Origin of the sequence: Pseudomonas sp. PA-4-8C (assembly GCF_021606625.1) — a bacterium.
GTDB lineage: Bacteria > Pseudomonadota > Gammaproteobacteria > Pseudomonadales > Pseudomonadaceae > Aquipseudomonas > Aquipseudomonas lactis.
In genome coordinates this window covers 1-15,780 of sequence record NZ_WKCD01000113.1, presented here as the reverse complement: position 1 = coordinate 15,780, position 15,780 = coordinate 1, and the positions used below count along the sequence as shown (strand labels likewise).

The window sequence follows — 15,780 nt, the reverse complement described above, 5'->3', positions numbered from 1 at the left end:
AACCTTCATGACCAGCACCATGCCGCGCTCGGGGGCACGAATGACTACCCGCGACAAACGATCACGCAGCGCCGCTTCCCGCTCCTGAAGGTCGAACACCTGGGCCTGGACTTCAGACAACTCATTAGCCACATCCGAGTCGAATTTCTTTTTCAATTGCACAATCTGCAGCTCGGTTTCACCGATCTGCAGCTTGGTCTTGGTGATGCTCGACTGATGGTCCGCGACTTCAGTCTTGAGCAGATCGAGCTTGCGCTCTTGCTCGAGCAAACGCTGATTGTCGATGAAGCCCTCGGCCAGCAGTTCTTTCAACTGCTTGATTTCACCGGTGTAGGACTTCTCCAGGTTGCGCTTGGTGCGGATCATGTCGTCGAGGCCGGCGATCTGCTCCTTCATCTGCGCGATCCGTTCGCGATTAACTGAAATCTCACCCATTAGCGAGTCATGTCGAGCCCTGAATACCTGCAGCTCTCCGCCCAGCGCCTCTCTGGCCCGCTCAGAGTCGGTGCCATCCATGGTTACCGCCGGGATATCCTGCAGACCATCACGCTCCGCACGCAGGCGTGCCTCCTTATAGCGGCCGACAATCAGCTGATTGCGTGTAGATTCGTACTCAGCACTGAGCTGTGCTTCATCCAGCACGATCAGCGGATCGCCTTTTTGTACCAGATCGCCATCGCGAGCCAGCAGCTCCTTGACGATGCCGCCCTCCAGATGCTGCACGGTCTTGCGGTAGTTCTGTACGGTTACCACACCGGAACCGTGCACCGCATTGCTCAATGGGGCGAAGGCAGCCCAGGTGCCGAAGACGCCGAAGGTGATCACGATAATGGTGATGCCGATACGGCGGATGCCGCGATCGGAGGTCGGCATGTCATCGAAGTTATGGTCGAACGTGGTGATCGCTTTACTGCTCATCTGGAAATCCCTTCACACGCCGGGGCTGGTGGTGGTAACCGGCACAGCGGCGGCCGGCGCTGGTGGCGCTGATTTTGGAGCGGCAGGCCCAGCCGCCGGATGCTGCGGTGCATCAGGCTGAGAGACGCGCTGCTGACCCTTGGCCTGCTGAGCCGCCAGTTCAGCGATGACCCGGTCGCGGTCGCCATACAACGAAATGGTGCCGGCCGACATCACCAGCACGCGATCCAGACGACTGAGGATGTTGGGGCGGTGCGACACGATAAATACCGTAGCGCCGGTTTCCTTGAGTTTCTGCAACGCCACGCCCAGGGCGCGCTCGCCGACATCGTCCAGATTCGAGTTGGGCTCGTCGAGCACGATCAGTCGCGGGTTACCGTAGATGGCACGGGCCAAGCCGATACGTTGGCGCTGGCCGCCCGAAAGGTTGACTCCATCCGAACCAATCACGGTGTCATAGCCGTCGGACAGCATAAGGATCATTTCGTGAACGCCGGCCATTTGCGCGGCTTGCACGACCTTGTCCGGGTCAACCTTGTCGAATCGAGCAATATTTTCGCTGATGCTGCCTTCGAACAGTTCGATGTCCTGCGGAAGGTAGCCGACATAAGGGCCCAGCGCATGCTTGTCCCAGCTATGGATGTCGGCGCCATCCAGGCGTACCACGCCATGCTGCGGCGGCCAGATACCCATGATTGCCCGTACCAGTGTGGACTTGCCCGCGGCACTTGGGCCAACGATACCGACAATGGACCCTGCAGGTGCCGCGAAGCTGATATTGCGGATAACGGGCGCTTTCGCGCCCGGGGGTGCAACGACCAGGTTTTCCACCTGAATGTGCCCTTCCGGCGCGGGCAGCGGCATGCGCTCCGGCTCTTTGTTGAGGTCATCCATGACCTTGCTCAGGCGATCGTACTGAACCTTGGCAGCGACGAAACCCTTCCAGCTGCCGATCATCTGATCAATAGGCGCCAGGGCGCGACCCAACAGCAGAGAGCCCGCCATCAGCAGGCCAGGATTGATTTCATGAGTGATCACCAGGTAGGCGCCAATGCCCAGCATGATTGACTGCGACCAGGTGCGGAATGTTTTAGAGATGGTGGTGACGATACCGCCCTTGTCACTCGCCTCGGATTGCAGCAGCATGATTCGCCGTTGACGCTTGGCCCAGCGATTCATCAGTGTCTCGAGCATGCCCATCGACTCGATGACTTCAGCATTGCGCAAGGTCTTGGTAGTCACCATGTTCGAGGCTACGTTTTCCTTGTTGGCATTGGCCAGGGCATTGGCAGTCAAGCGGTGGTTGACGAAGGCGAGCACGGTCAAAACTGCGCCGCATGCCAGCGTCATGTAACCGAACCAGGGATGGAACAGGAACATGACCAAGGTGTAGATAGGGAACCAGGGCGCGTCGAAAAAAGCGAACAGCCCATTGCCGGTGAAGAACTGCCGCAGCGCAGTGAGGTCATTCAACGACTGAGCGGTAGCGTCTCCGCCACCGCTATTCAGTGCTCGTTTGAAGCTGGCACGGTAGACATCGCGACTGAGCATCACGTCGAGCCGGTTGCTGATGCGCACCATCACCCGCGATCGCACCCACTCAAGCGACCCCATGGTCGCCAGCAACAAGGTCAGAATTACAGTCAGCATAAGCAAGGTCGAGGTGCTGCTTGATGGGACCACACGCCCGGATATCTGGATCATGTAGAACGTTGGCACGAGCATCAGCGTGTTGACGAAGAAGCTGAAGAAACCGACCGAAAGGAAGCTGCTCTTGCAGGCTTTGAGGGCGGCTTTAAGGTTGTTTTCGGATAGTGAACTCATGGTATCCATACTGAGGAGGGCAAAAAACGGGAATTAGTGTAACACTCGAATAGAGGCGGCAGCGTGCCTGATCCCCCACAGCGTCGCTTGACGAGCCGATGAAGCGCTTCATTTATGAAGAATTAATGACAAGCGTCAACAAACGAGCATGAGTGAACTTTCAGATTCAACTTAGATATCACAATGCCGTCAGCGAAATTGCCTAGCGACCAAAGGTACTAATCGGGCAGCCCCAGCTAATTACTGATCAGGCCCCCTGAGAACCGTACGTGCGATTTTCACCGCATACGGTTCAAGCCGTTAGTAAGCCTTCCGAGGAAGACCGGCGTATGGGTCTCTCTTCATCTCTGGAGCCAATACACCTTTGCAATCAGTTCCGAGTCGACTACGCCTCCCTCCTATAGTGGTGATAGGTGGCAGGCCGCAGACACGCGCTTTCGCCCGTGCTCTGTCATGCTGGCCTGCTCTCGCTACTTCTGAGATAGTCCCATCAGACTTTATGCGATCAACGACCGCGCAGAAGTCTGCCGGGTTTCCCGTGGGGTGATGTTCCAGCCCCTATCCGAACCCTTACAGCCCGGCGTTCGCTTTCTCTGCGATCCCTTACCCACACGGCCAACAGCTCACCTTACGGCTCACCTGCCCAAAAGTCAGCAGTATGGGCTTACCACGTTCCTTGCCTGTCACACGACCAGGTTAGGGCCTGCCTTTTCGCCGGGAGCCTTGTGATGACGTATTTCCGAATCCCACAGAAATAACAAACTCACTACCTCTCGGTTCATGCCTGTCAGCCACTTTGATATGTTTTCAGTCACGGACTTTATCAGCAGTTCGCTTGCGTTGCTCATACTGGCCAGCCTGGCGCCTAAAACCGGTACGACTCCGAGTATTTGTGCTTCACCTCGCAGCGAAAGCACACCGTCAAGGGGCTGCGTTGCCACAAGAGCTTCACACACCACCGTTACCAGCGATGCATGTCTTGTTAGGCTACCGCTGGTCATACGGTGAGTCCGCTGCCAATCCGTACTTGCAATGGCTGGACAATGACAGGTAAAGCCTCGTGTCGCACAGAATGGTCTGAAGTAGGCAGCTCTTTTTCGACTGCTGAGCCATAGGGGATTCAAAAAACGGCAGCCGTTCAAGATCGATCAAGTCTGCCGCCTATTTCATGCATTTTTTCCGCAGCAAGCGCCTTGAAGCGACTATTTCCCTCATTACGGGCACACCTCTCCCGCGCCGGAAAGCAAATGTCGACGTGCTATCCACAGGTTCGACAGGTAGAACAACTTTACCACCTGAGCAGTGTTTTTAACCAAGCCTCGAAAGCGCACTTTCGTATAACCAAACTGACGCTTGATCACCCGAAATGGATGCTCAACCTTGGAGCGAACCTGAGCATTGGCTCTCTCGAACTTGCGTATTGCTTTGTACAACATGCTGAGCTTTCCGTGCTTCTTGTAGACCCGGCGCCGGGCTACAACCTGCCAGATGACTTGGCGTTCAGCATGCTCTTTGCGCTTCTCGACACCGGTATAGCCTGCATCGGCGCAGACCACGTTCTCAGCACCGTTTAGCAGTGTGTCGACTTGGGTCACGCGCGCCACGTTTGCCTCCGTGACCACCACGCTGTGCACCAGCCCTGAGTCATCGTCGACACCAACGTGCGCCTTGGCGCCGAAGTAATGCTGGTTGCCCTTCTTCGTTTGGTGCATTTCCGGGTCGCGCTTGCCGTCCTTGTTCTTGGTCGAACTGGGTGTATGAATCAGCGTGGCATCGACGATGGTGCCTTGTCGCAGTGACAAGCTACGATCGCCTAGACAGCCATTGATCACGCCGAGAATGCCAGTGGCCAACTCGTGTTTTTCCAGTAGGCGACGGAAGTTGAGAATGGCAGTTTCGTCCGGGATTCGCTCAAGACTCAGATCGGAAAACTGGCGCAAGATCGTCGTCTCGTAAAGCACCTCTTCCACCGCCGGATCGATGTAACCGAACCAGTTCTGCATTAGATGAACACGCAGTATGGCCATCAAGGGATAAGCCAGAAGACCCACTTCGCCCTTCAGGTAATGAAGTTCGATCAGGGCAATCAAACCCTTCCAGAGCACGATCCGATCCATCTCGATAAGGTACAGCTCCTTGCGGGTCCGCTTGCGCTTACCGGTGCACTCGGATCGGCGAAGGTCATTTGCTTCATCATCGAATGGCTCGGCGATTGGCGTCCGGTGATTTTGCCAAATCAGGAAGCCTTTTTCAGAATCCCCCTAAGCCCAGACGCTTATCAGCACCCATATCATGCCCAAGCCAAAGCATTGACGGATGATATTATTAACGCTACAAGCATATGAAAATCTATGGATTTTTGAACTATAGCGTGGGTCGTCGCAGCGCTCGCATCGCACTCAATCCACGCCTGCGCTCATTGAGCCGGGTTTAGCTCAGTGAAAAAATGAAAATTTTTTTACAATGTGAGTTGACAACGTTTTCACATCCCTGCATCTTCGTCCCTCGGATGGAGCCTTCGCTGTCCGTTCCAGGTGTATGCACGGGTTTGAGCAAGTTAGCTGCCAGTGTTTTTGTTTAAAAGGAGCTTAACAACGCCATGTCCTCGCCTTCGCAGCCGCTAGATGGCCTGAAAATCAGCTCGAGAGTCACCCTGCTCGAGACGGGCATGTACATCTTCCGGTACGCCTCTCAGCCGCCCGCCGACAAGCCTGTTTGCATAGCTTTGCAGCAAGCGCCGCTCGGGAAGGGCTCGATCGATTTCTTCCCCGCCGAGGGTGTCAGCAAAAACATGCTGAACAAGCTGGGCGACACCATCGTTGCTCGCGTCAAGGGCGGCGTGACCACGGTTCTGATAACCGAATACCACATGTTCGACGACGTTATCGACCCGGTTGACCTGCGCATAGACCGCATCGACAGCTCCCCTGCCATCATGCGTGCGTTTGCCGTGGTCGCCACCAGCGATCCGGAACTGGCGTTGGAAGCCAGCACTGCGCCCATGGCACTGGAGCTCACCGCCCACCTGCAACATGCCGGCGAGGTTTTCTCGAGTGAAGGCTGGGTAGGCGCGCCTGACAGCGAAGAATTCATCGAAGCGTTCGCCATTGGTTGGCCAGATAAGCCAGCGGGTGCAGACCTGCTTTACACCTGCATGGTGGCCGGCTCCGGTCCCAGCCGGAATGTCTCGAGCGGCACCGTCGTCGGCATTCGCGGCGAGGGCCTGCCACTGATCTGCGCCGGCTTCAGTCTGGTCGGGCCGCGACGCAAACATTACGAACTTTCCGGTCACATCGTTTTCGGCAACGCCGAACCACAACGTTTGATCGCCGATCAGATGATGCATGGCCCCACTGGCAACGAGCCACTGGTGGCGCTGCATATCGCCATTACTCCCGTCACGAAGATGAACGCTGACCGCTCTAAGTCTCCGTGGGAAAACTCTGCTTACCAGCAGAAAATAAGTGTCGCAAGCCAATTGGCTTGAAGTCGTAGGAATCGATCATGCAATACGATAGCCCCGTTTCGTCTACCGAGTTTCAGTCTTTCCTGACAGCTACTACTCTGACTGACAGCACTGTCAACGCCATCAGCTCGCTGCTGGGCCTGGACGCTGAAGGCGCCACCGTGAACGTTGCTAGCTTCGACGGCGTGAACCTGGAGCTGCCAGCTGGCGGCGCAGTAGATGTTGTTACTGGCGAAATCGCTGGCGTTGCAACCGACCTGGTGACTCTGGACCTGTCCGAAGCTGAAGCTGCTGGCGCTCGCGCTTACATCCTGGAGAGCGATGCAAGCCTGAACGTTACCCTGCAAGGCCAATCGGGCACTGCCCCTGCTGCCTTCGCTGCTCTGGCTGCCGACATCGCTGTCAGCGCTGACGCCAACGCCGAAATCGGCCTGGTTGTCACCACTGGCAACGGCAACGACGTGATCACCGTCAATGGCGACCAGAACACCTACATTGACGGCGGCGACGGCAACGACACCATCGTTACCGGCAACGGCAACAACACCGTTGTCGCTGGCGCTGGCAACAACAACGTCAAAACCGGTTCTGGTAACGACACTGTCGTCCTGAGCGGCGTCAACCACACTGACATCGTCGACACTGGCGCTGGTTACGATGTGGTTCAGCTGGACGGTTCGCGTGATGATTACGCGTTCGCTACCAACTCCAACTTCAACGTTACTCTGACCGGTAGCCAAACCGCTTCGATCTCCAACGCTGAGTTCCTGACCTTTGTTGAAGGCGATACCGTTGAGACCGTTGCACTGGCTCACAGCGAAGCTGAAGCTTCTGCCCTGCGTCTGTACCAAGGTATCCTGGGCCGCGATGCAGATCTGCAAGGTGCCAAGGACTTCGTAGGCGCTGTTAACGGTGGCACTTCGCTGACCGACATCGCTAACCTCTTCCTGAACTCCTCCGAGGTCAAGGACGTTGTTAACGCTACCGACATCAACGACCTGTACCAAGCTCTGCTGGGCCGTGACGCTGACGAGCAAGGCGCTTCGGATTGGGCTGGCCTGCTGGCCAACGGCGGTTCGCTGAGCGACATCGCTGCTGCGATCGCAGTTTCGCAAGAGGCTATCGCTGCCGATGAATCCAACGGCGAGTTCGTACGCGACCTGTACGAAAACGTCCTGGGCCGTGAAGCTGAAGAAGAAGGCCTGAATGCTTGGGTCGGTCAGCTGTTCAACGGTGCAAGCCGTTCCGAAGTAGCTTCCGCCATTGTTGGTTCCGCTGAAGCTCAGACCAAGTCCGATGCAGACTTCATCGAAGGCCTGTACCAGACCGCTCTGGGTCGCGATTCCGATGCAACTGGCAAGGCCGCTTGGCTGGGCCTGCTGGCCAACGGCGGCACTCACGCCGATGTTGCCCTGGGCATCGTTGGTTCGCCTGAAGCTGTTGACAACATCGACAACGTCGTCGTGCTGCACGGCCAGGTGTAACTAGCCCTATCGTAGCGATGCGTATGCCCGGCCGCAAGGTCGGGTGTATGCGAAAAGGGGCGACTTCCGGGTCGCCCCTCTTTTTTATTTCTTCTAAAGCCAAGTTTATGTCCAGACACCTCGACCATGGGCGAGAAACGCTCATGGACATTTTCCACCGCCATCGCCAAGCCAACGAGCACAGCCTCGCGGCTACTGCGCTCGAGCGTGCCATGCAGATCGCTGAGTACCGGCCGGAAGCCTTGGTGTGGAAAGGCATCGCGGCACTTCCGCAAACGCCTGACCTGGCTTTTATTTATTTTGCCAATGCAGCCCAGGCGCTGCCCGACCGTGCCGACATCCATGCACTGGTTGGCCGCAGCCTGTTGGCGCAGGGCCACCTCAAACTCGCTACCCGCTACTTGACAACAGCCTGGAAAACCCACCCCAATGATTTGGCGCTGCGCATGACGCTGTGGCAGGCCCGCAGTCAGTCGGAAGCTCCCGCCGAGCTGCGCCGGATGATCCTTGCCCATTTGCCTGAAATCCATACAGCGCAGGAGCTCTCGCAAGTGCTCAAGCTACTGGCCACGCAAACCGACGCCCCGGGTAAGGTTGGGGTGGTGCGCTACGTACCTGAACAACGCGTGATCCAGGGCTGGGCGATCGATCTGCACAATTTGCAGACCCCGGTTGCACTAAGACTCGAAGCCAATGGCGTTAGTATCGACACCCACGCCAGCGCACCACACCCACTGCTCAGCGCTGCAGGCCTGCCCACGACCCATGGCGGCTTGCGCGTGAACGTACCCAATCCAACTGCGGCAGTTCACCTGCACTTTGCTGATAGCACACCGCTGCTGGGGAGCCCGGTGTTTGCCATGCAAGCATTTGTGCCGCCGCCTGCAGCGGGCGGGCGCGGCGATAAGCAGCCGGTGGATGTGCTGATACCGGTATACGCTGGCCTTGATGAAACGCTGGAATGCATCAATAGCGCGCTTGAGGCACGCAAGCTCAATCGCACGCCGCATCGCTTGGTTGTTGTCGAGGACGCCACTCCCCTGCCCGCCCTCGCCAAGGCATTGAGGGTGCTCGCGAGCAAAGGCAAGATCACGCTGGTGAACAATGCGGTGAATCTGGGCTTCATTCGCAGCATGAACCGTGCCATGGCGCTGAGCCCGAGCAAGGATGTGGTGTGGCTGAATGCCGACACTCGCGTGCATGGCAACTGGCTTGATCGTCTGCGCCAAGTGGCCTACAGCGATGTCAGCATTGCCTCGGTGACGCCGTTCACCAACAATGGCGAGCTGATGAGCTTTCCTCAGAGCAGAGCCAGCCACCCCATGCCCAGCGCCACGGCGCAGGCGCAGCTGGACGACCTCGCCCGACAGACCGACAGCTCACCGGTAGAAATTGAGACCGGTTGCGGGTTCTGCCTGTACATCAAGCGCAGCGCGCTGGATCAGGTGGGTTATCTGGACGAGGTACACCTGGCGCGCGGCTATGGCGAAGAAACGGACTGGTGCCTGCGGGCTCGCAGTCTCGGGTGGCGTCATATGGGCGCAGCGAATGTATTTGTCGCGCATCAGGGCGGGATTTCATTCGGCGCCGAAAAAACGCTGCGCGTGGCACATAACAACGCCATCCTGCGCAAGCGTTACCCTGACGCTTCCGCTCGCTACAATGCGTTCTGCCTCCGCGATCCGATCAAACCGGTCCGTGACCAATTGCAGCGTGCCCGCGTAGCCAATCTGGCGGGTCTAAGCACCGCTGCACAAAAAGCATTTTGGAGCGAGCAGATTGCCCAAACCCTTCATATAAGTGGCGGCGATGCACACAGCGAATCGGTATTCAGCCTCGCGTGGCGCCACGAGCATCATCGCGTCTGGGCTACGCTGCAGGCGCCTATGCGGCCGCTGTCGCTGAGCCTGGAGTTCGAGCTGCCGGGGCAGTATGAGCAATTGCTTGAGACATTGCGGTTGCTGCCAGTTTGCGAAATTCAATATGAGCAGCTGACCCGCTGCCCTACTGAACTGTGCGGGCTACCTTCCCTGCTCGGACTGCCCTATCGGATCATCTGCCGGGACGACCGGCTCCTCAGTCAGGACGACACCTTCGACTGGCAGCGCTTTGCCTGCGCAGCAGCTGCCATCCAGCTACCTTGGCAAGCGTTGCAGGCAGGCTACGCTAATAGACTTCCAGACGCAGCCTTGCTGCCTACCACCCATGCCCCTGCATCCGTAGCAGACCCTGTAGCGGCTGCAACCCTCCAGCGAGTATTGCTGATCGGCGACAGCCTCAGCCGGCCAGCCGTCGCCCAGCGCTGGCTAAGCCTGGCGAGACAGGCCATTCGTGAACAATTACCGCTGATACTGTTAGCCAAGGATGATGGGCCTTGGCTCAAGGCTCTAGAGGCAACCGGTGTCGTTCATCGGCTTCCGCTGCTGCACGATTTCAGTCTAGCCGAGCGCGCTCGCGCTGCGGGCTGCGGCGCCGTGCTAAGCCTCGATGATGCACCAGGCGCCGACTGGAACGCTCCAATGCTCGCCGAGACGCTGGCTGTGCCACTGTTTGCCAACCCAGGTGCGGTGGCGACCGAAGCCGGTGCGAGCGCTTTGACTTCTTTACCCTTTTCAGTGAGCCAGGCCTGATGACTCAAGATCTCTTGGAAAAACCCCAGGCGGGCCAACACCCAGTACTGCCATGCGCGCATGCCGGTGTCATCCTTGGCCTGCAAGGTGACGTGTTACACGGCTGGGCGATGAATATGGCACAACCAGATCAACGCCCGATTGTGGAAGTGATCATCGATGGCGCACCGGTCGCGCTTGCCCGGGCAGACCAGTATGAGCCTTTGGCCCCCGCCGGGGACGAGTTTCACGGGTTTACCGTGCAACTGCGACAGAGTTGGTTGGATGAAGCAGCGGTGATTGCAGTGCGGATTGCCAATGGTAGTTTTTCGCTAAAAGGCACTGTATTGCTACCGGCCAGAGCTCCTCTGGAGGTCTCGGCCATTGCTTCGCAGGTGTGGCACACAGGAGGATTACGCATTGGTGGTTGGTCGTGGGACCCTCTATCCCCATTGCGTCATGTCGTAGTCACGGTACGTGAAGATAATGTGGTAATAGCGACCACTACCTGCAATATTCACAATCAGGCATTAGCCTATCGGTCGACAAGCGATCACGGCTTCTCGATTGACCTGCCGTGGCGGTTGGCCGACGGGAAGGTCCATTTTCTGGAAATATTCGACGACAGTGGTAACCCGCTAGCTGGTAGCCCTATCAGGTTGTGCTGCTGGCCTGAAGGAGCCGAGGGGCTCCTACGCCAACTTGACTCGACGCAGGCTCCCGAGACAGTAGCTCTCCTATCACAGGTGGTCAGAGAGCAAACGTTACTACTTCCAAAGAGCGCCGGTTGGCAATGCTACCCTGAATGGTTTGAAGTTTTCCAAAGCAATAAAGCTTCAAATAATTCGAAGATACAAGGACGTATTGGCCTGCTCCTAATTAGCAATGGCGACCCACTTGCAGAGCAGCGTAGCCTGAATAGCTCGATATCAAATGGTACAAGCCTTAACAGCGAAGTCGCCAAGACATCCACCGACCTAATGCTCGCCGTTACAAAGCTCCTAGATGCAGGGTGTGACCGTATTATTCCATTGCATGCAGGTGATCGACTTGCTCCCCAAGCGATGACAGAGCTAAGCGCACTGCTCGATGACGGCAGTGCATGGGGCTATGCTGATTGTGATCGCGACGGCCAGGACGGCGAGCGAAGTCTGCCATGGTTCAAGCCCGCCTGGGATATCGACCTATTTATCGGTGCCGATATTTTCACACCAGGTGCAATATTCAGTGCGGAAGTAGTGCAAAAAGCGCTGGGGCTGCTAGCTGCGCGAACAACCGCATCAGCTACAGGATGGCATGATTTGGTCGCAGGCATTGTATTGGCCACTGAAAATTGTGACGCCAGTGTCGTGCACCTGCCAAAGGTGCTGTATCACCGGGCCTTAGACCAACCAGCTAGTCCCGAGCAGGGTGAGCCCTCACTTAGTCGCTTGCACGCCATACAGTGGTTATGTGCTCAACTTGCACTGGGTTCACAGGTAACTCAACTTGCTGACTTTCCAGCGCTGTTAAGGGCACACTGGCCATTACCTGCTCAATTGCCGCGGGTATCTTTAATTATACCCACACGCGATCAGTACGCGCTGTTGAAGACCTGCGTAGAGGGCTTGCTCGAGCACACTGACTACCCAGATCTTGAGCTGATCATTGTTGATAATGATTCGACTGACCCTGACACACTTGATTACCTCTCTGCCGTAGAGAAGCGCGGCGTTAGAATCCTGGCTCATCCTTACCCGTTCAACTACTCGACTATCAACAACTGCGCAGCAGCGATAGCAACGGGCCATATAATCGGCCTTGTAAATAACGATATCGAGATCATGGACAGCTGTTGGCTTCGGGAGATGGTTGCCCAACTCCACCGCCCTGGAGTGGGGGCGGTCGGCGCTAAACTAATGTGGCCCAATCGTATAGTTCAGCACGGGGGGGTGGTCGTAGGTGTCAATGGCTTGGCAGCGCATACTGGTAATTTCTCACATGAAGGTGATCCAGGCTATCTGGGGATGAATCAGATAACTCGACGTCAGAGCGCTGTTACCGCCGCGTGCTTGGTTATGCGCAAGTCAGTATTTGATGAAGTTGGCGGATTGGATGAGCTAGCGTTCCCCGTAACATTTAATGATGTGGATCTCTGCTTACGCATCCAAGAACATGGGATGCACATTGTCTGGAGCGCTTTCGCTCGCTTGATCCATGCCGAATCCGCTAGTCGAGGGAAAGATTTATCCCCCGAGAAGAAAGCGCGTTCTAAACGCGAACAACGAAATTTTTTGGAAAGGTGGGCACAATACGGCTCTGTGGACCGCTACTACCACCCCTCGCTTAGCCTGGACTATTTAAGCGGCCCCTATGGGGGCTTAACCATGCACCAAAGCAAAATCAAGCCACGGACCCAGCTGTTAGGATTGCACAAACCCTGACGAAAGCCCGAATCAGGATAATTACAGAATTATTTCTTTTATAGAATTCATGGATGCGACGCTGAAACAAAATGAAAAAGCCCTCAATTTTATTTGTATCCAATACATCGAGACATAAACGGCCCTACTACGACCCTTCAACTCGATATCGCTGCTTCAATTTTGCGCAGAGCTTATCCGCGCTAGGTCATCCAACATCATGCACAACCCAGGCGATATTCCAGAGTCAACCTGCAATATTTGCCAACTACGATTACTATGTTTTTCACCGGCCTGCGCTCACCGCAGAGCTGGCTGAGTTCATCATGGCCATGCCTACTGAACGTGTAGTCGCGGACTTTGATGACCTTAACTTCAGCGTACTCCACGCCATTGAAACACCCGCAGTCAGAACCCGATCTGAAAACGTGTCAACTGTGAGTAAGAGCCTTGCAAAAATCGCTGGCGCCGCTTCGCTATTTACAAGATTCAGCTCATCCACTACACCACTGGCGGAGCACTTATCAACTCTGTTTTCCGCGAAAAAGTCTGCTGTAATCCACAATGGAGTAGATCCGACGTTCGCCGGGATTTCCGAAATGGTGCGTGAGCGAAATCCAGTTGGTAAGCGCCCTTACACTTTCGCTTATTTCCCTGGCACAGCCTCCCACAATCCTGACTTACAGATGATTGAAGAGCCACTAAGAGAAGCCTTGGACTCTAATTCTTCAATTAAACTGATGATTGCGGGCCCCGTTAAAATACCAAACTCTTTGAGCAGGTATTCGGATCAAATTCACAAAGCTGATTACGTAGCCTTTCATGAATTACCAAGATTGATGGCCAAGAGCAAATTCGTTCTCGGCCCTTTAGAAGACACAGAATTTAACCAATGCAAAAGTGGTCTGAAATTTTTTGAAGCCGCCTTATCAGGTTGCACAGTGATCGGCACTCCAATTCCCGACATTGATCGCTTTGAATCGATTTTATTGAGAAAATGCAGATCCACGGATGACTGGAAAGAAGCGCTCCTAGCGCCTATCAGCCATTCGGAGAACGAGCTAGAAGATGCAGCCAGAAGCGTTGATCTAGAAGTCTCTGCCGAAAAGCAAGTCGCCAAATGGGTTAATGAGTTTATAGAACAATGAAAATTCTACTTTATGTCGAACCACATCCCGTCCGCGATAGCTTCGAAGAGTTTTCTGGTATCGGCGCGTACCTAGCGGAATCACTGCTAAAACAAATTGATTCCAATGATTTGGACTTACGGATACTTTCCAATAACGCTGTTATTGATGTGATTTGCGGTAAGGTTCCTCAGGCCTCCATAATCTGTGAGCGGCCAACGGGCATCGAATCCAAACAGATTGAGGACTATAAATCAGCGTGGGGTAAAAGTAACATTGATGTATGGATTGACCTTACAAATGGTACCGGTCTTGCATCAGACCTGTACGTATCAATGTTGGGCCGCATATATCAGAAATACCCGTTCGATGCAGTAGTACTGTGGTCTGAAAATGGTGCGGTAAGACGCTTCTGCGATACGTATGATCTTATCGTTCTGCATGGCGAACTTGGTCCTACGCGTTCGCCTTTTATTGAGACTATGTATTTCGACCCAGCAGGAACAAATGGGAATGCCGCTGCTAGACAAGCTATGATTTCCGACTTGTCGCTAAAAAACTACCCGGTACAGACCTGGCTGGGCCCCAAAAGTCGGCACGAAAACAACCCTGAAGGTATTGGCATAGTTGACGTACCCTACACTGCAACTCCAGACCCTATAACCAGCCTTGTTAAGTTCCCGTTTATCTATGTTCCTCTGCAATTAGCAGATGACCTAAATACAATAAAAAATTCAGATTTCGAAGGCCCACTGGATTTTCTACAGAAAGTCCTTCCCGACTTCATTAGCCAAGGCTATCACGTGGTAATCAAGCCACATCCGGGTTCGCTAAGCCGCCCATATAATCTCATAGAAGAAACTAAAGCTTTAATCTACGCAAGGACCTTTAACGAAAGTGTCACAATTCTTGACCGTTCAGTCACTGTTACTCGCTCACTACGCTTGATATCTCAGGCAGCATATGTGTGTACGATCAACAGTTCGGTGGGATACGAAGCACTTCTTCTAGGGAAAAAAGCTCTAATAATGGGTGACGCGATGTACGATGTAGGCGGCACCCTCAAAGTCAGCCTAGATGATATTCGAAAGCTTGAGAGAGTCCCGAACAACCCGTCTTACGTTAGAAGCTTATTTAACTTTATGTCCGGGCACCTTCTCATTAATAAGGACATTGTTGGCACAGGCAAGCCAATCGTTGACATTCTGCTATTTCTGAGGGACATGAAGAGTCAAGGCATTGCGCCAACTCAAGCATTGTACTGGCAGAACTGGATTAATAAATTCAAGTACGGAATCAATTGGCTTGATGACGATGTCGCGGATGATGAGACTGTGCCCGAACCACTCGATATCTTTGGCAATCTGAAACTCTTGGCCTCCAAAACTAAGACAATCAAGATAAGCAATGGCGTCGCTACCATTACTGCGCGTGAATCAGGGCGAGCAGTAGCGTGCGGCTCTGCCAAAGTTCTTGATAAGCTATTTGTTGGTAACATTGATATCATCTCGCCAGTGGACGGGAAGAAGGGCGTTACGAAAATAGAAGGTTGGGCGATAGATGACAAACTTCGCCAAGCTGCGCTTATACTGGTGATAAAAGACAACGCAGTCCTCTCCTCTCAACATGTGGTGGTTGCACGCTTGGACACTGCTGACTTTTTGCGCGAGCTTGCAAACTCACCCATACGCACGTTCCCCTCTAATTGCGGCTTTAGGGTAGAAGTGCCAGCTAGCATCTCGGATAAGTGCGGACATTGCATTGCCCTACTCACCTCCGACAATACTATACTCATAGTAAATGGTAAGCTGGGCTCATTAACTGGCGGTTGCAGGAGCTGAGTGCAACACAGTTACTGGATTGAGGCGGGAGCCTCGTGATGCTTGGCCATCAGCTCGGTCATGACCTCGATGGGGCACTTGAAACCGAAGCGCTTACGCGGTCGGATGT

Annotated in this window: 8 protein-coding genes and 1 pseudogene; 6 read left to right on the top strand and 3 right to left on the bottom strand. The window is 54.8% G+C overall.

Features of this window, described 5'->3' with window-relative positions; all coding sequences use genetic code 11:
- The 3 genes and pseudogenes from GIW04_RS17365 to GIW04_RS17355 all read right to left on the bottom strand — a co-directional run.
- A partial coding sequence (locus tag GIW04_RS17365; RefSeq protein WP_236479080.1) for a biotin/lipoyl-binding protein occupies positions 1-918 on the bottom strand: 918 nt, incomplete at its 3' end.
- 12 nt (positions 919-930) lie between these two features.
- Positions 931-2,742: a type I secretion system permease/ATPase gene (locus tag GIW04_RS17360; protein ID WP_169918697.1), complete on the bottom strand. Its 1,812-nt coding sequence runs from the start codon at positions 2,740-2,742 to the stop codon at positions 931-933.
- A gap of 1,214 nt (positions 2,743-3,956) precedes the next feature.
- Positions 3,957-4,936: pseudogene (locus tag GIW04_RS17355) on the bottom strand (IS5 family transposase).
- A gap of 474 nt (positions 4,937-5,410) precedes the next feature.
- Here GIW04_RS17355 and GIW04_RS17350 point away from each other — a divergent pair.
- The 6 genes from GIW04_RS17350 to GIW04_RS17325 all read left to right on the top strand — a co-directional run bounded on the left by GIW04_RS17350 (position 5,411) and on the right by GIW04_RS17325 (position 15,671).
- Positions 5,411-6,229 carry a hypothetical protein gene (locus tag GIW04_RS17350; protein ID WP_169918713.1) on the top strand — a complete coding sequence of 273 codons (819 nt, stop codon included), beginning with the start codon at positions 5,411-5,413 and terminating at the stop codon, positions 6,227-6,229.
- Positions 6,230-6,246: 17 nt separating this feature from the next.
- Entirely contained in the window at positions 6,247-7,692 is a 1,446-nt protein-coding gene (locus GIW04_RS17345) for a DUF4214 domain-containing protein (protein WP_169918698.1), read from the top strand.
- Positions 7,693-7,835: 143 nt separating this feature from the next.
- Positions 7,836-10,322 (top strand): glycosyltransferase family 2 protein, encoded by a 2,487-nt coding sequence (locus GIW04_RS17340; RefSeq protein WP_169918699.1) that lies wholly within the window; start codon positions 7,836-7,838, stop codon positions 10,320-10,322.
- Complete coding sequence (locus tag GIW04_RS17335; protein ID WP_169918700.1) at positions 10,322-12,724, top strand: glycosyltransferase family 2 protein; 2,403 nt, start codon at positions 10,322-10,324, stop codon at positions 12,722-12,724. Before GIW04_RS17340 ends, GIW04_RS17335 begins: the two co-directional genes overlap by 1 nt.
- 71 nt (positions 12,725-12,795) lie before the next feature.
- Positions 12,796-13,851, top strand: a complete 1,056-nt coding sequence (locus tag GIW04_RS17330; RefSeq protein WP_169918701.1) for a glycosyltransferase family protein — start codon at positions 12,796-12,798, stop codon at positions 13,849-13,851.
- Entirely contained in the window at positions 13,848-15,671 is a 1,824-nt protein-coding gene (locus GIW04_RS17325; protein WP_236301372.1) for a capsular polysaccharide export protein, LipB/KpsS family, read from the top strand. The genes GIW04_RS17330 and GIW04_RS17325 overlap by 4 nt, the downstream gene beginning before the upstream one ends.
- The last annotated feature ends 109 nt before the right edge of the window (positions 15,672-15,780 follow it).